This window comes from Microcystis sp. Msp_OC_L_20101000_S702 (assembly GCF_007095705.1).
Lineage (GTDB): Bacteria > Cyanobacteriota > Cyanobacteriia > Cyanobacteriales > Microcystaceae > Microcystis > Microcystis ichthyoblabe_A.
In genome coordinates this window covers 16,668-37,587 of the sequence record NZ_SFBO01000088.1, presented here as the reverse complement: position 1 = coordinate 37,587, position 20,920 = coordinate 16,668, and the positions used below count along the sequence as shown (strand labels likewise).

The following is a 20,920-nucleotide window of genomic DNA, read 5'->3' as shown; positions in this document are numbered from 1 at the left end:
AGCAAACTCTCCTAGCTCTCTATAACCTGAGTATCCTAGCATCGTTCCCAGTATTATTACTACTAATACTATCCATAAAGGGTGTCTTTTTCCTTTATCTTTCCGAAAGTCCTTGACTTGTTTTAGTTTTTCTATTAAGCTCAACATATATTTGAAAGGTTGGCGGTCACTCCTCATTTTACCTGATAGTGATCGCTTTTACTTTTGATATTCTGATGGGAGAATGAAACAGCCCTACCCAAACCCCCCGTTGGGGGCGTGGCGCCGCCCCCAAACCCCCCGCGCATTAGTTTTTCGGTGGGATGCTTACACGCAGCTGCTGATACATTTGTTATCATCTAAGAGTCACTGATAATTGCTGATTGTCGGTATTCCTGCAAATCTGCGATGCACCCTTGACGGCTGCCTTTTGCCCTTTGCCTCTTGCCTCCTGCCTTCAAAAACTGATAACTGATAAAAAAACAAATATTGACTATTTTTAGACGTTTTTTAACGACTAGCGGTGTTTTCTAGGGATTTAATCTCCTCCTGTACCTTACGGTGTTCACGATTTAACTGTTTTTTGACCGATTCGGGGAGTTGTTCCTGTTTTTTCAGGGCATTATTAAAGTAATCTAATGCCAGTTTCAAAGAGCCAGTATTTTTATCCGTATTGCCTTGAATTCTCAGGATTTGACCTTTCAGATACATTAATTCCGGATTCTCGGGGGTCGCTTTCAGAGCGTTATCGATAAACCGCAAAGCCTGATCATACTGCTTTAAATCCCGGTAAGCTAGAGCTATACCTCGATCGACCAAGTAATCAGGACTCCCATAGGTTTCTAGCCGTTGAATTGCCTCTTGAGGACTAGAAAAGGGCAGATTAACCGCTAAAATCAAATCCATATAACCCTTTAACAGGTTCAATTCCGGATCCGTAGGATTAACCTTTTCTGCGGTTTCCAAATACTGAAACACCTGTTGTAATCTGGGGATGGCCGATACTGCTCCTTCGGTTTGAAAAACGTAGGTTCCCTCCAAAAAACTCCCCACCGCGAGATACAAATTTCCCCTTAAAGGGTCGCTGTCCTGCATTTGTTTGGCCGCTGCCTTAGTTTTCTCGGAGTAGGTTTTGAGGGTGTTCCAATCCTGGTCGGTAAAAGCAAGAGAGGCACGCATAGCATGGGACAAAGGTTCTTGGGGTTCCTTTTCTGTGGCCTCAACAATTAATTTTTTTGCCTCTAGATAATTACCTTGTTTAAAAATAGCGTTAAAAGCGGCCTCGGTCTTATCACCAATCGGTCGGGGATTGGTTTTGCGGAAAGGATCTCCAGCTAACCCTGGACTAATCCAGTTAACCACTACCATAACAGCCAGCGAAGCACCGATCGCCATTTTTTTCGTTAAACCTAACCTCAGCACCATGGTCAAAAGTCTCCTTGAGCGAATGAAAAAATCTGTCACAATAGAAACGGGTTTCTAGACTTAATTTCCAGTTATTTTCCTGTCAATGCTTTATCTCAAAGATGTGGTTTATCATCCTCCCGCTGCCCTCAATCCCATTTTACAGGGGATTAATCTCGAATTAGCATCCCAGGAATTAGGTCTGATTGTTGGCCCCAGTGGTTCCGGAAAAACGACTCTTTTGGAAATTTTAGCAGGCTTTGCCGATAAAACAGGAGGGACGATTCACTGGCGCGACCAAGAATTAACGGTACTGCACCTGCAACAATTAGGAGGAATCGTTTTTCAGTTTCCTGAACGTCATTTTTGCGGTAAAACCATCCTTGAGGAGTTGCGTCTCGGTCATCCGGAGATTAAAAGCGATCGCCTGACGGCGGCCTTAAAGGAGGTAGGATTAGAAAACATTCCCCTGGATACTTCTCCCCACAATCTTAGTGGTGGTCAACAGCGTCGTTTATCCCTCGCTGTCCAGTTAATCCGGCAGCCTAATCTGTTACTTCTCGATGAACCTACGGCCGGTTTAGATTGGTCTATGCGTCGTCAATTGGCTAAACTTCTCGCTAGTCTCAAACAACACTGGACTTTATTAGTAGTTAGTCACGATGCTGGGGAATTGTTGCCTATTGCTGACCGTCACTGGAAAATTGAACAAGGACATTTGAGGGAAGTAATAAAGTAAAAAAACAGGGCTCTTCGTTACTTGGTATGGTTCGATAGGGGGGCATAAATTGACTAAATCCTTATCTGGCAAGAGACTTAATTGATGAGTTCGCTTTAGGTCAAAAACAATTGACAAAAATCGCCAAATGCCTTTCTACATAAGGATTCCATCCCCTATAAACCCAGTCCATTGCATAACACAAACCGAAGAGCCAAAAACAGATAGTTGAGGTTTTGGGGTTTTGGGGTTTTGGAGTATTAGTTGAAATTTCCCCACTTCCCTATCTCCCCATTCCCCCATCTCCTATCTCCTGACTTGAAAGAGTATGATACTAAATCCGGTTATTAAAAACTGATTATTTATTCCCCCTTTTGCCCCTTGCCTCTTGCCTTTTGCCCGTCCTGATATATAGCCTATACTCAACGGATTTAGTATGAATTGTCTCCTAGGCAATTCTTAAAACTCCGAACCAAGTTAATTTGTGGATACTTTGCACAATTAGCATTCATATCTGGATCGCTGCAAAGCCGATTATCTTCAAGCATTGTAACGGCTAAGATGAGCGGCGGCTATCAACTTCATCCGTCTTTCGGGCAAACCTCAAAAGCCAACTCGTGTCGATAAAAACACACATTGAACTCTGCAAAGAAGTTCATGTGTCCAAGAATTACAGGTATATCTCTCATCTCAGTCCAAGCGAATCCAAGCAGAACAGAAGGGAATTGTGCAATTGCACCAGATACAACCAAACCTCGTGAATTGCTTTGAGCCAAGTTTCCGCTCAAGGGAATGGATACTGTTTGATTTTCCCAGACTGCTCCTAGCTGTAGGCCAATCTCGTAGGGTAGAACATTGACACTGGCACCAGTGTCCAGCAATGCTGTCACTTCTAGAGAACGATCGCCCAGTGTGAGCATTAAAGGGATATATGGCATGATTACCGATCGCCCTAGATTGTCTCTTCGTTCAGTAAATGAATAGCGTTGTCCATCAAGCATTGGATGTTCCCTTTGCCGCAATCAGAAGCTCCGACAATGCTTGCACTGCTGCGCTATCGGTTTGAGGCGACCATAGCACGGCTTCAGTGGATGCAAGTTGCTCAAGCAGTACATTTTCTCGATCAGGTTCTCTAGTTGGTTCTAGGCTGCATCCCTCTTCTTTGGCGACTGCTAGGAGCAGAAAGTGAATGAGTCGAAGCTTATCTTGGTGAGATAACTGATTAACTGTGGGCAACAGTTGACTGAGTGACATATTGTTGACTCTGGAGAATACTTCTCTCCATTATAGGTTCGATCGTTATCTCCCCCCAGGGTGCGGTTAGCTTATTGGGAACCATGGTCGATATATTGTGCTAAATCTAGATCAGAATCGGTGATAGCCATTATCTACGCCTTAATATAGTCAATCGATCGCTATTTTCTCATTTTATGGAAATCGCACAGCAAAGTCATGTCTCGTTAACCTAGAAATTCAGAGACTAGCAAAAATCCAGTAACCTAGGAAGAAACCGTCACAAGTGAAGACTAGGAGACAATAGACCTATGTTAGAAGCGTATCATCAGCACGTTGCCGACCGAGCGAAATTAGGTATCTCTCCCCTTCCCCTCAATGCCCAACAAACGGCGGAATTATGCGAATTAACTAAAACCAGGCGTTGTCAAATCAGAATATGAAGAATGAATTGCTACACAACGAAAGCCCTGCTCTTACCCAAAAATGTTATCGCCCATGAACACTTTTAATGAATTAGAAGAACTGGAAGCTTTTCAGCGCCGTTTAGAGTCTGCTCGTCTGCGTCGTCGTCAGTTGGAAGAGCAGCGCAGACAACTGGAGAATGAATATACTTCCTACGACACACCAGAAAAACTGAAAGGACTGGCAGAAATTGCCGAGACAGCTACTGAATCACCGACTTTTAAGGCAAAATTTTGTCATTTTTATCATCGAAGAGCGACGAGAACGACAGCAGATATAGTGGAAGGGGTGATCGGAATTACCTTTGGCAGCAATATCCCCTTAGCGATCGTAGCCCTAATTATTATTAAACTCTTAAGGATGCTTCTGGAAAACCGTCTTGATGATTATTGCGCTCAGTTTGGAGAAAACGAACCAGAATCAAGATAAAAAACCCTAAGATGTTTCATTAACAGATATTTCAGCTTTTTTGAGCGCAATTTGCCATTCTAAGTCGGCTATTTCTCGATCGAGTTCGACAATTTCACTATTAACTTGCTTTAAATCGGCGATAATTTCTTGTTTACTGCGTTTTCTACCGTAGATAGCCAGTTCATCCTCTTGTAATTTCTCAAGGATAGAGTCTAGGGAAGCGGTTAAATCGGCCGAGGGACTATCCATAATACCTAGACGCATCAATACCTGTACCGCTTTGACAACGTCTTGCTGATAAGCTTCTCTAGAAGGGTAATCTTGGGGGTTTTTGAGATTTAAAGCGTCAATGATATTCATATTCCATCTTATGAAGGTTAAATGCGAAACTGTGATTATGTCACATTTACATACCTCAAGTTTCTAATAAATTCCCTAACAGGGATTGCAATATCTTTTATTCTAGAGTAGAAATGCTCGACCGAGAAAATATTGATAGAGTATTGATAGGAGACTGGGGAAAAATTCAACTTTAAGAGGATTGTCACTGATGACAGCAGTTACCGAGAATGATCTGAAAAGGTTAGAAGATTTAATCGTTAGCGGACAGAAAGCGATCGAATCCCGACTAACAGCGATCAAATCCCGACTGACAAACCTAGAAAATGGACAGAAAGCGATCGAAAACAGTTTAGGAGAAATTAAAGGGGATATTAAGGCCTTAGATGCCAAAGTTACGCGACTAGAAAAGCGGGTTGACGATCTCAACGCACGAGTCAACATTACCACCATTGGATTCCTTAGCATTGTCGGCATTTTGGTGACAGGAATGCTGACTATTGCCAGCAAAACAGTCTTTTTCCCCTAGTCCCTAGAATAACTTATTCGATCTGCGCCACCCTGTCTAAGGAAGCATCGAGACCGCTAAGACGGCCTAAATAAGTCGATATATGCTTCTGCTCGCTGTCTATCCCGGGGAGAAATCCCTCTGGCATTTCTCCAGTGCGGAATCTGGGCTAAAAATTGGCCCGGTCAGGAAATCTTGATCTTAAATTCCCCAACAATTGCGCTAGGATCGGCTCAATAGCACAGGAAAGGCGATCGAGTGGGATAACCGATCCTGTGGCTTGAGAAGGTGACTGTATAATTGTTAGAGTGTCAATAGATCAATTCCAGAGGAATCATGAGCAATATCCAAGATAAAATTCAAGAAGAGCTAGAAAACGCCAGAACCGTCTGTAGTACGGAAGGTGCCACCTCTGGCGAATGCGCCGCCGCTTGGGATGCGGTGGAAGAATTACAAGCAGAAGCCGCTCACCAACGTCAGGACCACCCCCAAAAAACCAACTTCGAACAGTATTGTGATGATAATCCCGATGCCGCCGAGTGTCGCATTTATGAAGATTAATGGAATCGGGCAGCGGTTTTTTCTCTCCTCACAGTAGAATCCTAGCTTTAGGGCGATCTCAACTATAAAGAGATCGCCCCTCGTTTTCTTGTTTGTTGGTCAAGCTGTGGCCGATTTTAGCTGCTGCGTCCGAAGACAGTAAAATGTTGACAGTGTAATTATGTCTGAATAGTTTATGAATCAACTTTGGTTTCGTCCTCTCGTTTGGATAGATTATCGTTTAGCCGTCCTATTTACGGTGATTATTCCGGCAATTTTGTTGATTTGGTCTTTATTTGCAAAAATCGAATCATTACAAAAATTGTTGATTATCTATTGGCGAGTGGCTAGTCTTTTATTAATTACTGTATATTTAATGATCGCTTCCTGGCCAATTGGTTTTGTTACCAGTTTTTTAGCTAAGATTTTAATCCCGATTTCCCTCTGGTTTTGGGTGGATATTAACGATGAAATTAAAGATTTACCCGCTAGTCCGATTAAATTTGTCACCACTGCTTGGCGTTGGGCAGTAACTATCTATTCTCCTCTGGGCGCGATTTCTACCTTACCTTTTCTCTCCTGTGCTATGTCAGGGGAATTGCTAAATTCTCCCTATTGTCAGGTTTGGCAGGAAGCACCCTGGCAGTTTCGCGAGATTTTTCATTCAGAAGCTACCGCTAATGTTTTGGGCTTTTTTGGTTTGGTTGGTCTCTCTTTTTATACTCTCTATTTTGCCCATTTTCTTCTTATTCGCCTTGGCAAACAGGGACGTTCAGCTTTACAACAGTAAGTCTTTAGCTATCGATAATTAGCCATTTTTCTATGAATATTGGTCAACAACTCGAACAATACACCCTCAAAAATCCCCACGAGGTTTTATTAGTGACTATTGCTGTGGATGGGGAGGAGGAAGAAATCTCTATTTTTAAGGGTTTTTCTAGTTCTCTTACTCGCAGCACCCCCTACGATCCCGATATTCCGATCATTCCTGAAACGGCGACAATTATTAAGATAGATCGTCTTGCTAGTCCTTATCATCCCCTTAATCCTCGCTATATCCAAGAAAATCTTAGCTTAGAGGAAATGCAATTTTTACTGATTAATTGAACGGGTAATTTTGCTTGGATAATATCAGCACCCATCTCGATGGATTTAACAGCTTTTATTTACCTTCCACAAACCTTGTCTAGATAGACAAGAGGTAAATTTTGCGGCGTTTTATGGTAAAATTACCGGGGAACGATAATCTCTGCCAGCATTCAAGCTGTCAAAGTGGATTTCGTCCCCGGCATCGATCGAGAACAATCAAAAAACTGGAGAATAATCTGGAGAATCTATGCAGCTTAAACCATCTAAACAAGAACTATTACAAATTGAGTATTTAGCCACCGCTGCCACCGGTAAAAATATAGCTAAAGATCAGGGAAAAGATGTGATTGAAGGATTAACTAAAACCCCCAAAAGTTTACCATCTAAATATTTTTATGATCGGCAAGGTTCGCAACTTTTTGAAGAAATCTGTCAATTGCCAGAATACTATCCCACTAGGACAGAAGCGGCTATTCTCCAAGAATATGCTCAAGAAATTGTCGCCTATACAGGTACCTGCGAATTGATAGAATTAGGTAGTGGTAGTTCCACTAAAACTCGTCTGTTATTGGACGCTTATTATCGGCAACAAAAATCCTCTAAATATGTACCTATCGATGTTAGTGAAACTATTCTCCAAGCTAGTGCCATAGAATTACAAAAAGAATATCCTAATTTACCGATTCAGGGGTTAATTGGAACCTATGAACAGGCCTTAGCTTATTATCAAAATGCTTCCGATAATACTAGAATGATTTTTTTCTTGGGAAGTTCGATCGGTAATTTTTCTGCGGCTGAATGTGATAAATTTTTAGGAAAAATTGGCACTGTCTTAAAAGCTGGAGATTATTTTTTATTGGGGATTGATCTCCAAAAACCGTCGGCAATATTAGAAGCTGCTTATAATGATGCTCAAGGGGTGACAGCCGCTTTTAATTTAAATATGCTTTCCCATTTAAATTGGCGTTTTCAAGCTGATTTTAACCTTGATTTATTTAGTCATCAAGCTATCTATAATCAAGATAAATCTCAAATTGAAATGTATTTAATTTGTCAAAAAACTCACCCTGTTCATCTCAAAAAACTCGATTTAACAGTTAATTTTCAAGCATCGGAGAGTATTTTAACAGAAATCTCGCGTAAATTCAACCTAGAAACTATGCAAAAAGACCTAGAATCAAAGGGATTAAACCCGCTCAAGGTTTTCACCGATCCTGAAAATTTATTTGGGTTAATTCTCTGTCAGTTATCCCTGTAATTAACGAAAACATTATCATCAGTAATAGAGGCACAAAAACATGGAAAAGATTCAAGCACAGGCTCCTATCTCTCTAAGTAACTGTAGTCGAGAAAATATACTGGACTATTTTGAAAATGCTTGGCAATTAGAAGATATGCTGTTAAAAAGCATCATCAAAGAAGAAGCTTTTTATTGTAACCCTGACGATTTAAGAAATCGCCTCATCTTTTATTTAGGTCATGCTGCCGCTTTTTATCTGAATAAATTGCAGATGGTTAACCTATTAAAAAAAAGCCCTAATTCTGACTACGAATCATTGTTTGGAGTGGGAGTAGATCCGGCAACTCCCGCAGAATTAAACTCTGCTATCGCTCAGATTCAGTGGCCTAGGGTGGATAAAGTTTGGGAATATCGGCAACAAGTCTATGAAATTGTGGTCGAAATAATTAAAAATATCCCCCTCAATCTTCCTATTCATCCGCAGCATTCTCTCTGGTCATTAATGATGGGAATTGAGCATCAGCGTGTTCACTTTGAAACATCTTCAATGTTACTCAGACAACTGCCCTTAGATTGTCTGCAACGTCCTTCCGGTTGGCATTATGCCCCTTCTTTTGGTCAAGCTAGTCCTAATCAAATGGTGGAGGTTTCTGGGGGAATAGTAGAAATTGGTAAACCCCAGGATTCTCCTGTTTATGGTTGGGACAACGAGTATGGTTATCGTCAAGTTCAAGTTAACAATTTTCTGGTGAGTAAATATATGATTACCAACGGAGAATTTAAAGAATTTGTCCATGATGGTGGCTACGAAAATCCCAGCTATTGGGATGAGGAAGCTTGGCAATGGAAAAATCATTATCAAGTCAAATATCCTAAATTTTGGCTGGTAGATGAGGGAGGAAATTATCAATATCGAGCCATGTTTGATGCTCTCGATTTACCTCTTGATTGGCCAGTAGAAGTTAACTATTATGAAGCGATCGCCTACTGTCGTTTTCAAGGTCAAGGAATACGTTTAATGACGGAAGCTGAGTGGAATTTAGCCACCTATGGCAGTCAAAAAAATCGATGTTATACCCTAGAAAACGATAACTTTGATGACTATAACCTCAATTTAAAATTCTGTTCTCCCACTCCCGTAGGAATGTTAAAAAATACGGGCAATAACTCAGAAATTTATGACTTACGCGGTAACGTCTGGGAATGGCTAGAAGATGATTTTAATCCCTTAACTGACTTTCAACCCCATTACCTCTATGCTGACAATTCCACTCCTTTCTTTAATAGTCAACATAAAATGATGTTAGGAGGAGCTTGGGTGACTAACGGCACAGAAATCCTACCCTACTATCGCAATTGGTTTCGCCGGAATTTTTATCAACACGCTGGTTTTAGAATCGCACAAAGTCTTTAGGTGGGGTGTGGGGTGTGGGGTTTTACCCATTTTCAGGGGGTCAATTACCTAATTTTCAGGGAAAAAGTGCCTAATTTTCTCCCCCGATTACTGCAAAGGCCAGCACTTTTTGATATCTTGAGATTTATCGGGCCAATTCTAGGTAATTGCCAATTAAAAAAAAATTCCCGGAAGGGTCGCCCCTCGATCGCTACAATAGAACCTAGTAGAATGCGGATAAACTCGATCGCCATGAATCAACCTGCAATTTTTCATCTCGCTATTCCGATTACCGATGTGTCCACAGCTAAAAGCTTTTACTGTGATGGTTTAGGTTGTTTAGCAGGAAGGGAAACCGAGAAAGCGATAATCTTAAATTTCTATGGTCATCAGGTAGTCGCTCACGTCACCGAAATGCCTCTTACTCCCCAAAATAGCATTTATCCTCGCCATTTTGGTCTAATTCTGCCGGATGCCAGGGATTGGGACAATCTTCTCGAAAAAGCACGAGTCAATCAACTAAAATTTTATCTAGAACCAAAAACTCGCTTTAATGGGGAGATAACCGAACATAAAACCTTTTTTCTAGAGGATCCTTTCTATAATCTCCTCGAATTTAAACATTATCGCCACTACGAAGCTATTTTTGCCAGTCGGCAATTAACAGCGATCGGCGATCGAGCTTAAAATAAACAACAGGTGACTTTTTTGTAACTGGTTAGTCCTATCTTTAACTGCGACAAAAATAGGGGAACTTCCCTCGGATTCTCTCATCGAAACTAAAAGAACCTTGGCTGGCAATGATCAATTCTTAGGAAATCTATGAAAAAACTCTTATTGTTAACCCTATTCGTTATCGGTCTAGGATTTGCTCTCTTTAACTTTACTGGATTAGCAAATCGGGGCGAATATCAATCAATTTTAATCGACTTTAAGGACGATATACCGGTCAACGTCCTCGATGAGCAGTTAAATACTGTCAATAAAAAAGCGGGAAAAACCACCAGTTTAAATAGTATTTTTTCCATCGATGAACATCTTTACATTATCGATGGAGATAGCAAACTCCTGAAAACTCTCCGCAATTCCGAGCTAAAAAAATACACCGAATCGATCGAACCAGATTATATATATCATGCTTTTATCGCCCCCAATGACCCCGACTATAGCAAACAGTGGAACCTGCGGGGAATTAACATCGAACGCGCTTGGGAAGAAAATCACGGTGAGGGGATCACTGTCGCCGTTATTGATACAGGTGTATCAAAAGTCCCCGATCTGCGAGAAACCGAGTTTGTCGAAGGCTACGACTTCGTCAATGATCGCAGCAATGCCGAGGACGATAACGGTCACGGAACCCATGTAGCGGGAACAATTGCCCAATCGACCAATAATAACTACGGGGTAGCCGGCATCGCCTACAAAGCCAAAATTATGCCCCTCAAGGTGCTTTCCGGGACGGGTGGGGGAACCGTGGGCGATATTGCCGAAGCGATCCGTTTTGCTGTCGATAATAAAGCCGATGTCATCAATATGAGTTTAGGGGGTGGAGGCGAAACCCAAGTAATGAAAGAGGCGATCGAATATGCCTATAGTAAAGGTGTGGTAATCGTCGCCGCTGCCGGTAATGCCGATGATAATTCCGCCGCCTATCCTGCCCGTTTTCCCCACGTTATCGGCGTTTCTGCGGTAGATGCCTCCGGAAATAAGGCCCCCTATTCTAATTTCGGGGCTGGAATCGATATTGCTGCCCCCGGCGGCTCCGATACGGGTAAAATTATCCAAGAAACCATCGATCCCACTAAGGGGGGGGAACCGGCGTTCCTCGGTTTTCAGGGAACCAGCATGGCAGCCCCTCACGTTGCTGGGGTGGTAGCTTTAATCAAGGCTGCGGGAATTAAAGAACCCAATGCAGTTTTAGAGGTTTTGCAACAGTCAGCCCGTAAGATCAATGATGATCCCTTTAATCATTTTGGGGCCGGACAATTAGACGCGGGCAGTGCCGTACAATTGGCCCTGAAAGGACAGATTACTTTCCAAGATTTTTGGCGTTGGTTGCGCGATAACGGTTATCTCAATCCCCGTTTCTGGATTGATGGCGGTGCGGTGGCGGTTTTGCCCAAAATGGCTATGGTTTTGGGTTCTTATCTCCTCGCTTGGTGGCTGAGAAATTATTTTCCCTTCCCCTGGAACGGATTTTTGAATGCTGGTCTAATTTTTGGCAGTTCTGGCTTATTTTTCCTCAGAGGTCTTTATATCTTCGATTTACCCCAATGGCCTTTCCGAGTGATGGGGAGTTCTCTTTCCGACCTAGGAGGCGTTATTCAGGGAAGTTCTGCCCTTAATCCGCTTTTTGCCAGTGTTATCCTGCCCTTTGTCCTGATTGCTCTACTTTTGGGTCATCCCCAGGCAAAATGGTTAGCGGTGGGGGTATCTTTAGCCATGGCGGTGAGTTTAGGTATCAGTGCCGTTATCGATCCTACTCTGGTCTGGTTAGGTTCTGGTAGGATCGCTCAGGCATTTTTGGGCATAAATGCGCTTTTATGTCTCGGTTTAGGTTATTTAGCCCTGAAAAGTGCTACTTCCTCCCGATACGCTTAAACAGGGGTTACAATGGGACAACAAAGGTGATTTACCGTTCAAAACCTTTTTGGTTTTGGTATCTTCCTTTTGTTTTGCATTGAGTTCTCCTACAACAGCAGCCTCGGACATTAACCGAGGTTTTTTCTTTATGGTGTATCTTAGTTTCTAAGGGTTTTTTGGGAATTCTCAATGCCTATGCCGAAAGTTTTCGCCAATATCCCCTCGAATCATCGAGTTTATCCATTGTCTCTTTTCTCAGGTGTCTATCGTGTCAAATCATAAAATTCTCGTTATCGATGACAGTAAAGTGATTAGGATGCGCGTTCGCGATATGTTACCAGAGGGTAACTTTGAATTCCTCGAAGCTAAAGACGGATTAGAGGGCTATAATCTCATTCGTACCGAAAACCCAAATTTGATTATTTTGGACTTCCTTCTCCCAAAAATGAGCGGTTGGGAGGTGTTTCAGCAAATCCAAAGCGAAGATAATCTCAAAAGTATTCCCCTAGTGTTAATGTCAGGAAGGAAAGAGGAGGTAGTAGAGAAAATACCCGAACCTTTCCAATATTTTGCCTTTATTGAAAAGCCTTTCGACCAAAAACAATTGCTACAGGCGATTAAAGAAGCGATGTCCAAGGCAAAACAGTATTCTGCCAAACCAACAGTTTCTAACCCGAAACTAGAGGAACTCTCCGGGGATTATAGCACTGATATTCAGAATCTCCATGGCCAAATTGCCCAAATGCAAACAGAAATGGAAACTATCAAAAAACAAATGTCTCAATTAGTGGCTTTTATTAAGAAAAAACTAGCCTAGAACTATTCATCCCGATCTTTGATGATTTGGGTAAGCAGTTATCCTTATCCGGTGTCGCTAATCTCTGGCTAATCTCCTATCCCTTTTCAACAGGATTTAGTATAATAGGAAGTGGTATTTATTTAGTGAGTGACTAAGAAGTTATTAATTCACTGATAACTAATTATGAATTGGCAAGAAATAGCAGGTAATTGGGTTTTTCTCCCCCGTCGTCCCCGGGGTATCATTCACTTTTTAGGTGGGGCATTTGTGGCGGCGGCACCGAATATTACCTATCGTTGGTTATTAGAAAGTCTTGGGAATTCAGGATACGCTATTGTCGCTACTCCCTTTGTTAATACCCTCGATCACAAATCGATCGCCCGCACAGTTTTAAACCGTTTTGATAATATTATTGAACGTCTGCGCTGGAATCATAGTCTGCGCCAAGGTTATCTCCCCATCTACGGATTGGGTCACAGTATGGGGTGTAAACTACACTTATTAATCGGTAGTCTCTACGAAGTGGAACGGGAGGGAAATATCCTCATTTCCTTTAATAATTATCCGATTCGTCGGGCTATTCCCTTCATCGAACCTTTGCAAATTGACACCACTTTTAACCTCGAATTTACCCCTTCCCCCGAAGAAACAAACGAGTTAATTTTCCAAGATTATGCCATTCGTCGCAATCTTTTAATCCGTTTTCAAGACGACACGATCGATCAATCTCTGGTATTAAATCCCCTGCTAAAAAAACGCTTTAATGATTTAATTGCCCTGCGAACTCTCCCGGGTAATCATCTCACTCCCTTGGGTCAAGATGTCAGTTGGCAAACCGGAGAAGTATTTACTCCCCTCGATGCGATCGGCCAATGGTTAAAACAGGGACTTGCCCGGGATAATTCCCGTCTCAAAGATGAGATTCTCCAGTGGTTAAATCCCGTCCTTCCCGCCTCTCGTTAGCTTTCCCCTAGATTAATCCCCAGGGCCTGTAATTGCGCCTCTAAGCGGGCTAATTTTGCCTCAGCTTCCTGGGCCCGTTGTCGTTCCTGTTGGGCTTGCTGTTCGGCAGTCCTGGCCCTTTGTTCGGCTAATTCCGCTTTTTGCTTGATTTCTAGGGTGGTCAAAAACCGGGAGCCATCGGGATAAAAAATAGCTAACTGGGGACTCTCCAGTTGAAAACGAATCTGTAGAAGCGGACTCTGCCAATTATCGATCGCGGCAATCATCTCCAATTGATCACCCCTGCGCCACCAACCCTGTAGATAATTAGCATCGGGATCGTAGAGATAATATTCTTCTACGCCAAAACGCTGATAAAATTGCCATTTTCGGCGCATTTCCGCTTTAGTGTTGCCTGGAGAGAGAATTTCAAAGACTACCTGCGGCGCAATCTGGTTTTCTAACCATTGCTTATAGGAACCTCGATCGCCCTTGGGTCTGCCAAACACCACCATAGCATCCGGCGCTTGACAGATTTTATTATCCCCCTCGACCGGATACCACAACAGATCGCCGGCGATAAACACATTGTCATTGTCTGCGAATAAACATTCGAGATTTTCCTTAATCGTCACAATCCAGCGAAACTGTTTGGTATTATCGGCCATCGGTTTACCATCACTATCGGCATAGATAATCTCCGACTCAGAGAAAGATTGGGCTTTTACCATCGTTCTACTCCCTAGCGTACTAACTATTTAGTATAACATTAAATTCCCTGACGAAAGAGGGCAAAGGCCGAGGTATAACCGTGTAAAAAAGTGCGACTGGCCACCGGCCCGATTTCTCCATTGCCAAAGAAACCGGCGAGGGGAACATTGGCGAAATAACGCTGAAAAAGACCCGAATCAAAGTCCGGTTTTTCGTAGAGATTTTCCCCGCGACCGAGACAGGAAAAGATTAAAGCCCCTAGTACCTCTGAACTATTAGGTCTTTCTTGGGGAAAAGCTTGCAAAAGTAATTCTAAATCTAGGGCGGAAGTGTCGGCATCGCGCAGGTGAAATTGTACCCGCTGCCCCGGACGAACTCGATCGCCAATTGCGATCGCACCTTGACGAGGATCTACTCCCAAAACACTGCGAATTAAGAAATCCCCGGGCCGCAACTGCATTTTAAACTCATCCCTAGCAATACCGATAAAAAGGGAGTTTTGCACTAATTCTCGGTCTTTTTCCCTTAAGGAGGGGATTAAATCCCGCAGTAGGTTTAAAGGTGGTTGCGGAGTCCCATCGGCCCCTTTACCAGTCATGGAGATGATAATATTGCGTTCTCCCTCACTCACCTGATAAATCGGTCCGATGGGACGACAACCCTGGGCGACGATAGTTTCGACGATAATATTGCCAGAAAGGGCGATTCCTACGGTTCCCTGACGATAGAGATAGCTATTACGCGGTTTTTGTTGATCGTGGTAGAATAGACCCCCAGAACGTTCGATCATGCCACCACTGACTAAACCGCCGATTTTGGCCGAACCGGGGTAGGCAAAATCCAAACCCTCTAACAGATCATTGATGCGACTGGAAAAAGGATCGGCTAAAAGGATAAATTGGGGATTTTTGGCCGCTTCTACCCCTAATAATTCTGTCCAACTAGAGGGGGAACTGTCGAGATCGGGCATTTCCGCCGCTTCGATATAGAAGGGCTGCACTTCCACATTAGGCAAATGGGCGACGGTGAGACTTAAAGCCGGACTCGCTTCGATTTCTCGCGCTTTTTCCCTCTCACCCATACCGACAATCCCCGCCCCACCGCAGCCGATCAGGACAGGAACAGGGAGTTTATCCAAGATTAAGGGAACTAAACGGGGATAGTCGCTGGCATAGGCAGAAGAAATAAAAATTATGGCTAGATCTGCCGATCCAACTAACTTATCTTGCACTTTTTCCACTACTTCCGTCACCGCCGCTTCTAGGGAGGGACGGGTTGACAGGGCATTAATCCACTCGATGCGATCGCTCATGTTTCTTGACCCCAAATTTGGTCTCAATGGTCAAAGATGATCATCTTAACAATAAATTAACCTAAAAATCCTATCCGCGCCCCTAGATGGCGCAATAAATTGTAGAATTGTCATGACGTGAGCCAATAAGGCCGCAAGGGATTGTCAGTTATTTTAATCATATTTAATCTTAAAATAGAGAATTGTCCCCGCTAAGATAAAAGTAACAAAATTAGCAATAATAATCGGTTTACTGTTCATATAAAGGCCGTAGATGAGCCAAAGAAAAACCCCCAGACAAAAGCAAATAAACATAGTTAAGGACAAGTCCTTAGCCGAACGATAACGCCAAGTTTTAATCACTTGGGGTAAAAAGGAGACAGTGGTTAATATTCCCGCCACGATCCCGATTAGTTCAATAATATTCACCGATTATCCTCTTGGCTCAGTTTCTCTCATTTTAAACTGTTGACTATCTAAATTGCTGGTTAAGACGGATCTCTCGACATCATCGGGTAAAGTGTTGGTAAATGTGACATTTTTTCCCATTGTTTCTATTGAGCGACTACTATCACCGAAGTGCCGATTTTTACCTTTTCAAATAAAGCTTTTATATCTCGATCGCGCATCCTGACGCAACCGTGGGAGACGGCCCGGCCGATGAGATTTTCTTGGGGTGTACCGTGAAAACCGATAAAATTCGCGCCATCAGTCCAAAATCCAATCCAACGGGCCCCTAAGGGGTTGTTTTTTCCCGATGGCACCAGTTGACCAGTGAAAGGATGTTCCCAGACTGGTTCCCGCACCATCTGAATCACCCTAAATTGTCCCGTCGGGGTTTCCCAACCCGGACGACCGATCGCCACCGGGTAAGAAGCGATTATTTTCTGTCCTTGGTAAACAAAAACTCGTCTTTTTTTTAAATTCAGCAGCAAACGGGTTTCCGTTCGAGTTACCGTGGTTGCGGGAAAGGAATTGACGGGACTAATGGGGGGATTGAGGAAAAATTCCCCTATTCCTAGACATAAACAGAGAATTGGCAGAAAAACTCGCATCTGATAGCAGCAAAGTCAAGATTTTTTATCTGCATTCTAATCTGATTGTGATGAGATAAAACCAAAGTCGATAGGACGATCCCGAGGGGGGAAGGATAAAATCGCCGTCGAGTTGGGCTAATTCGGTTACACTAATCCATAGCTAGAATATTAACTTTTGTAACTATGACCGCCGCTATTGCTCTCGATCGCGTTTCTAAAATCTATAATAATCTCCCGGTAGTTAACGAGCTTTCCTTTGCTATCGAAAAAGGGGAAATCTTTGGTTTACTCGGTCCCAACGGTGCGGGAAAATCGACGACAATCCGCATGATTATCACTCTAACCGAAGCAAGTCAAGGAGAAATCGAAGTGGCGGGGTATGATGTGAAAAAATACCGCGATCAGGTGAAGAAAAATATTGGGGTAGTCTTACAACAGATTAGCGTTGATGGGGAATTAACCGTCTGGGAAAATATGGAATTTCACGGCCGGATGCACCATATCCCCAATCCCCAGAGACAGGAATTAATTGATCGCTATTTAGATTATGTCAGTTTAAGCGATCGAAAATCTGCCCTTGCCAAAACTCTTTCCGGTGGGATGAAACGACGTTTACAGATTGCTCGCGCTCTTCTTCACGAACCAAAAATCCTCTTTCTCGATGAACCAACTGTCGGTTTAGACCCCCAAAATCGTCGTCGTTTGTGGGAAGTAATTCGCGATTTAAACCAGCAAGGAATGACAATTTTGTTAACCACTCACTACATGGAAGAAGTGGAATTTCTCTGTCAGGATAACGCCGCAGGAAAACCGGGCAGAATTGGCATTATGGATGCGGGCAAATTAATCGAATTAGGAACTCTAACGGATTTTCGTAGTAAGTATGGCGAGGGTTTAGTTATCAAACAAGTTGGCGATAAAATCGATTATAAATTCTTCCCCACCGTGGCTGATGCTAATGCCTATCTCGACACTTTGAGCGATAAAACTGGAGTAATGTGTCGCCCTTCCAACCTCGAAGATATCTTTGTGGAACTGACGGGACATCAATTAGATTAAATTCTTAGTTTGTCCCTTAGGAAATTGTTAAGTTATCGGTTTTTGACTCCAGTTTTTCTGAGATTAGCTCTGTTTAAATCGGCATTTCTTGGCTTTGATCTGGTGTCAATTTTATGGGTCAACCTGCTAGAGTCTAGGTCAATTAGCTGAGGCTGTCCCTAAAAACCGAATTCAACCCTAAAAAAAGAGGCTTTTAGCAATTTTTAAGCTTTTTGAGCTAGATAAATGGATCTGGAAGGGAACTTTTTCCGGAGAGGGAGAGTCGTCGGGGACTGGATAAAAACTAGAGTCCTCCCTCGATCGATAGACAAGATTGACGGTAATCGTTTAGAATAAAGCACTGAACACTGAAGAGATGACAATTATCCCTATGACCGATCTCCAAGCAAAAACTAGATGGTCAACAGCGCGGCGATATTACGAATTGCTTAGTGTTTTAGTGGAACGTAATCTCAAGGGACGCTATCGAGGTTCTTTTCTGGGGGTTTACTGGTCTTTGTTAAATCCCGCGATTATGACGGCACTATACACGGCAATTTTCGGCACGGTTTTCGCCTCTTATTTTGATAATTCTCTAGTTAACTATGTCCTAGCGGCTTTCACTGGTTTAGTCGTAATAAATTTCTTTAATGCTTCCACTAACCAAGCTTTACCTAGTATTGTTGGTAATGGCAGTATTTTAAATAAAATTCGTCTGCCAGTTAGCATTTTTCCCGTTTCCATGGTGGTGGCAAATATTTTTCAATTTGCTATTAGTATCTTTCCCCTTTTGGCTATAGTAACTCTCTGGAAGTCTCAAAGTTTAATTAATGTAATTGCTCTGATTTTTCCCGTGATCGGTCTTTCTCTGGTTTGCACGGGAGTGGGTTTCTTTGTTAGTACCCTCTACGTTTTCTTCAGAGACTTACCCTATTTTTACGAAATTGTTTGTTTTGTCGCTTGGATTAGCAGCCCGATTTTCTATCCTCCAGAAATTATTCCTCCCTCCGTACAACCATTCCTGATATTAAACCCATTATTACCAGTAATTGAAAGTATTCGCCAATTGTCCCTTTCCCCCGGATTACCGGATTTTAGTTTGATTTTTCAATCTCTACTCGGTGGGATCATTATCTTAGGAATTGGTTGGACTTGCTTCCGACTATGGCGACATTTATTTATGGATTTATTATAAATGACAGAAGTAATTCGACTCGATCAAGTGTCTCTCGAAAGACGCACTCAAGAAGAATTTTCCTACGATCTAAAAAGGACAATCTTCTCTCTTCTTGAAGGTAAATATCGTCAACCAGCCAAAAAATTAGTTCTAGATGATATAGATTTAGTCATTAATTCTGGAGCAAAATTAGGTATCATTGGAGCTAATGGCGCAGGAAAATCTACTCTTTTAAAAGTCATTTGTGGTATTCTAGAACCGACAAAGGGACAGGTGAGAGTCAGGGGACAAATTGCCTCTCTAATTGAATTAGGAGCGGGTTTTGATCCAGATTTACCAGTAAAAGATAATATTATTCTCTATGGGGTAATGCTGGGATTTTCGCGTCAGGAAATGAAGGAAAAAACCAAAGATATCCTTGACTTTGCTGAGTTAGAAGAATATATGGGAGCGCCGGTGAAATCTCTTTCTTCTGGGATGGTGGCTCGTTTAGGATTTGCGATCGCAACAGAGGTTCACCCCGATATTCTTATTCTTGATGAAGTCCTTTCCGTCGGGGATGAAAGTTTTAAAAATAAGTGTAAACGACGTTTAAAAAAATTCTGGAATTCTAACGCTACTATTTTAGTAGTTTCCCACGATTTGACTTTAATTCAAGAGTCCTGTGACCAAGCAATTTGGCTGAATAAAGGCCAGCTGCAATGTCAGGGTGCATCGGAAGATGTAATCAAGTTTTATTTGGATTCCGTGCATCAAAATGAAGTTAATTTTTAATTAAGTAGGTAATCTCAATTAATTTATCTACGTTTGGCTCTCTTGGGTTTGGTGGGTAAAATGTATTATAGGATACATTCCTGCTGGCAATCAACTGGAACGAACCACAAAGACACAAAGAACACAAAGATTGATCGCTTCTAGATAATCTAAACTTATCACACAAAGAATAAGAGAGCCTACGTTTTACTTAGTCGAAAACGCTGTCACAAAATAAAAAACCTCGGTGTCCAGCCGAGGTAGCGCTAAGTTATGTAGGAGAACTCAAGCAAATCTGTCAATGGGGTAAACCCAAACCCCGAAAACTTTTTTAAGCTAGTAGGCCAAGTTTTTTGCCGTTGTCTCGGACTCAAGGAATCATCTTCTGTCCTATACTCTTCGAGACAATCTAAACCGGCTTGCTGTCTTGGCTGTTTTGCTTTAACTTTTAGTTCATGTAAATAAATGTAACAATATTTTTACGAATTGTAAAGAAGGATTGACAAAATAAAACTTATAGGATGTATAAGCTAAGTTAATATTTTTCGCCGATCGAAGCTAGGGAGGTAATATATAGGGAGATTGGTTCACTAGCATGACAAGGTGTACCCAGAATGTCCTATTTGTTTTTGTTGCCACTATTCACCGCTGCTCTGGCTGCCTATTTCTGGCAGAAGTCCAGCGATGAAATTGCTTATCTCGCCAGTGCCGCCACGGTAATTAGTTTAGTGTTGAGTCTGGTTTTAGCTCCTTGGCAGATTCAGCTATTAATTCTCTTGACAGTTGTGATTGTCGTCACCTTTTTATGGCAAGGACGAGAAGAGCAGAAGAATATCCCCGTCCCCACTCCAGAAACCGCCGGCGAGAAAAAGTACCGTGGGGCCACCTATAGGGAGCCAACAGTCGCCGAGGCTCCTGTCAAGGAGCGAGGGGGTAAATATCGCGGTGCGGAGGTTAAAATCACCAATAATACCACGGTGGCTAACCCAATTCGCTCCTCATCTCTCAAATATCGCGGCGCTGGTTCGGCAAACAAGGACCAGTAATCAGTTATCAGTTATCAGTTATCAGCTTCTGAAGGCAAAAGGCAAAAGAAAGAATCTGGCAATTCTCTTACCTAAAAAGAAGGTTAGAAACTAAGCACATCAAAGCTTTTGGCTTAACCAATTAGGTCTTAGATTCGGTCGAGTTATCAGATTTGAGTTTTAAGTTCACTGATTGGGTGCATCTTATATTTGTGATTTTGGTGAGCAGCAGAAGTTATTAAAAG

At 42.4% G+C, this 20,920-nt stretch carries 24 protein-coding genes and 1 pseudogene; 17 read left to right on the top strand and 8 right to left on the bottom strand.

The features are described 5' to 3' along the window. Together EWV60_RS09565 and EWV60_RS09560 are read right to left on the bottom strand one after the other, a co-directional pair. On the bottom strand, nucleotides 1-147 hold a 147-nt coding region (locus EWV60_RS09565), incomplete at its 3' end, for a transposase family protein (protein WP_287232046.1). A 342-nt stretch (nucleotides 148-489) separates the two neighbouring features. Beyond that, nucleotides 490-1,404 (bottom strand): Sll0314/Alr1548 family TPR repeat-containing protein, encoded by a 915-nt coding sequence (locus tag EWV60_RS09560; protein WP_002739989.1) that lies wholly within the window; start codon nucleotides 1,402-1,404, stop codon nucleotides 490-492. Between the two features lie 85 nt (nucleotides 1,405-1,489). Here EWV60_RS09560 and EWV60_RS09555 point away from each other — a divergent pair, with 85 nt between their 5' ends. Beyond that, entirely contained in the window at nucleotides 1,490-2,122 is a 633-nt protein-coding gene (locus tag EWV60_RS09555; protein ID WP_002776671.1) for an ABC transporter ATP-binding protein, read from the top strand. Between the two features lie 560 nt (nucleotides 2,123-2,682). On the opposite strand, the gene EWV60_RS09550 is transcribed toward EWV60_RS09555, so the two are convergent. Then, the gene (locus EWV60_RS09550) at nucleotides 2,683-3,102 is read right to left on the bottom strand and encodes a pepsin/retropepsin-like aspartic protease family protein (RefSeq protein ID WP_024970959.1); all 420 of its coding nucleotides are present in this window, start codon (nucleotides 3,100-3,102) and stop codon (nucleotides 2,683-2,685) included. 543 nt (nucleotides 3,103-3,645) lie between these two features. On the opposite strand from EWV60_RS09550, the pseudogene EWV60_RS09545 reads away from it, so the two are divergent. Further along, nucleotides 3,646-3,750: pseudogene (locus EWV60_RS09545) on the top strand (aconitate B); the annotation flags it as partial. Nucleotides 3,751-3,832: 82 nt separating this feature from the next. Then, entirely contained in the window at nucleotides 3,833-4,228 is a 396-nt protein-coding gene (locus tag EWV60_RS09540; protein ID WP_036396888.1) for a hypothetical protein, read from the top strand. Nucleotides 4,229-4,234: 6 nt separating this feature from the next. On the opposite strand, the gene EWV60_RS09535 is transcribed toward EWV60_RS09540, so the two are convergent. Further along, nucleotides 4,235-4,570 carry a hypothetical protein gene (locus EWV60_RS09535; RefSeq protein ID WP_159297912.1) on the bottom strand — a complete coding sequence of 112 codons (336 nt, stop codon included), beginning with the start codon at nucleotides 4,568-4,570 and terminating at the stop codon, nucleotides 4,235-4,237. A gap of 190 nt (nucleotides 4,571-4,760) precedes the next feature. On the opposite strand from EWV60_RS09535, the gene EWV60_RS09530 reads away from it, so the two are divergent. The 10 genes from EWV60_RS09530 (at nucleotide 4,761) to EWV60_RS09485 (ending at nucleotide 13,664) form a co-directional block, all read left to right on the top strand. Further along, nucleotides 4,761-5,078 (top strand): DUF4164 domain-containing protein, encoded by a 318-nt coding sequence (locus EWV60_RS09530; protein WP_194032594.1) that lies wholly within the window; start codon nucleotides 4,761-4,763, stop codon nucleotides 5,076-5,078. Nucleotides 5,079-5,393: 315 nt separating this feature from the next. After that, nucleotides 5,394-5,618, top strand: coding sequence for a Calvin cycle protein CP12 (locus EWV60_RS09525; protein WP_287232041.1), 225 nt, complete (start codon nucleotides 5,394-5,396; stop codon nucleotides 5,616-5,618). A gap of 175 nt (nucleotides 5,619-5,793) precedes the next feature. Next, a complete protein-coding gene (locus tag EWV60_RS09520) occupies nucleotides 5,794-6,387 on the top strand; it encodes a DUF3177 family protein (protein WP_002740183.1) in 594 nt (197 codons plus the stop codon). Between the two features lie 32 nt (nucleotides 6,388-6,419). Then, complete coding sequence (locus EWV60_RS09515; RefSeq protein ID WP_002739558.1) at nucleotides 6,420-6,704, top strand: DUF7734 family protein; 285 nt, start codon at nucleotides 6,420-6,422, stop codon at nucleotides 6,702-6,704. Between the two features lie 229 nt (nucleotides 6,705-6,933). Continuing rightward, entirely contained in the window at nucleotides 6,934-7,944 is a 1,011-nt protein-coding gene (egtD, locus tag EWV60_RS09510; protein ID WP_287232038.1) for an L-histidine N(alpha)-methyltransferase, read from the top strand. Between the two features lie 40 nt (nucleotides 7,945-7,984). Continuing rightward, nucleotides 7,985-9,340, top strand: coding sequence for a 5-histidylcysteine sulfoxide synthase (ovoA, locus tag EWV60_RS09505; RefSeq protein WP_287232036.1), 1,356 nt, complete (start codon nucleotides 7,985-7,987; stop codon nucleotides 9,338-9,340). Between the two features lie 231 nt (nucleotides 9,341-9,571). Further along, nucleotides 9,572-10,006 carry a VOC family protein gene (locus EWV60_RS09500; protein WP_002740177.1) on the top strand — a complete coding sequence of 145 codons (435 nt, stop codon included), beginning with the start codon at nucleotides 9,572-9,574 and terminating at the stop codon, nucleotides 10,004-10,006. A gap of 135 nt (nucleotides 10,007-10,141) precedes the next feature. Continuing rightward, on the top strand, nucleotides 10,142-11,920 hold the full coding sequence (locus tag EWV60_RS09495; RefSeq protein ID WP_287232034.1) for a S8 family peptidase: 1,779 nt from the start codon (nucleotides 10,142-10,144) through the stop codon (nucleotides 11,918-11,920). 250 nt (nucleotides 11,921-12,170) lie between these two features. Then, nucleotides 12,171-12,719 carry a response regulator gene (locus EWV60_RS09490; RefSeq protein WP_287232033.1) on the top strand — a complete coding sequence of 183 codons (549 nt, stop codon included), beginning with the start codon at nucleotides 12,171-12,173 and terminating at the stop codon, nucleotides 12,717-12,719. Nucleotides 12,720-12,884: 165 nt separating this feature from the next. Continuing rightward, nucleotides 12,885-13,664: a DUF1350 family protein gene (locus EWV60_RS09485; protein WP_016516086.1), complete on the top strand. Its 780-nt coding sequence runs from the start codon at nucleotides 12,885-12,887 to the stop codon at nucleotides 13,662-13,664. Here the strand turns inward: EWV60_RS09485 and EWV60_RS09480 are convergent. The 4 genes from EWV60_RS09480 to EWV60_RS09465 all read right to left on the bottom strand — a co-directional run bounded on the left by EWV60_RS09480 (nucleotide 13,661) and on the right by EWV60_RS09465 (nucleotide 16,700). Further along, on the bottom strand, nucleotides 13,661-14,374 hold the full coding sequence (locus EWV60_RS09480; protein WP_016516087.1) for a Uma2 family endonuclease: 714 nt from the start codon (nucleotides 14,372-14,374) through the stop codon (nucleotides 13,661-13,663). The genes EWV60_RS09485 and EWV60_RS09480 overlap by 4 nt on opposite strands. 38 nt (nucleotides 14,375-14,412) lie before the next feature. Next, a complete protein-coding gene (locus EWV60_RS09475; RefSeq protein WP_287232030.1) occupies nucleotides 14,413-15,666 on the bottom strand; it encodes an FIST signal transduction protein in 1,254 nt (417 codons plus the stop codon). A 153-nt stretch (nucleotides 15,667-15,819) separates the two neighbouring features. Further along, nucleotides 15,820-16,074, bottom strand: coding sequence for a SemiSWEET transporter (locus EWV60_RS09470; RefSeq protein ID WP_002739519.1), 255 nt, complete (start codon nucleotides 16,072-16,074; stop codon nucleotides 15,820-15,822). 125 nt (nucleotides 16,075-16,199) lie between these two features. Further along, complete coding sequence (locus EWV60_RS09465; RefSeq protein WP_016516089.1) at nucleotides 16,200-16,700, bottom strand: L,D-transpeptidase; 501 nt, start codon at nucleotides 16,698-16,700, stop codon at nucleotides 16,200-16,202. Between the two features lie 165 nt (nucleotides 16,701-16,865). Here EWV60_RS09465 and EWV60_RS09460 point away from each other — a divergent pair, with 165 nt between their 5' ends. From EWV60_RS09460 to EWV60_RS09445, 4 genes are all read left to right on the top strand, one after another. Beyond that, nucleotides 16,866-17,741 carry an ABC transporter ATP-binding protein gene (locus EWV60_RS09460; RefSeq protein ID WP_002740012.1) on the top strand — a complete coding sequence of 292 codons (876 nt, stop codon included), beginning with the start codon at nucleotides 16,866-16,868 and terminating at the stop codon, nucleotides 17,739-17,741. 370 nt (nucleotides 17,742-18,111) lie between these two features. Next, nucleotides 18,112-18,915 carry an ABC transporter permease gene (locus EWV60_RS09455; RefSeq protein WP_016516090.1) on the top strand — a complete coding sequence of 268 codons (804 nt, stop codon included), beginning with the start codon at nucleotides 18,112-18,114 and terminating at the stop codon, nucleotides 18,913-18,915. Beyond that, a complete protein-coding gene (locus EWV60_RS09450; protein WP_002739797.1) occupies nucleotides 18,916-19,671 on the top strand; it encodes an ABC transporter ATP-binding protein in 756 nt (251 codons plus the stop codon). A gap of 593 nt (nucleotides 19,672-20,264) precedes the next feature. After that, the gene (locus tag EWV60_RS09445; protein WP_287232025.1) at nucleotides 20,265-20,696 is read left to right on the top strand and encodes a DUF4278 domain-containing protein; all 432 of its coding nucleotides are present in this window, start codon (nucleotides 20,265-20,267) and stop codon (nucleotides 20,694-20,696) included. Nucleotides 20,697-20,920 lie beyond the last annotated feature (224 nt).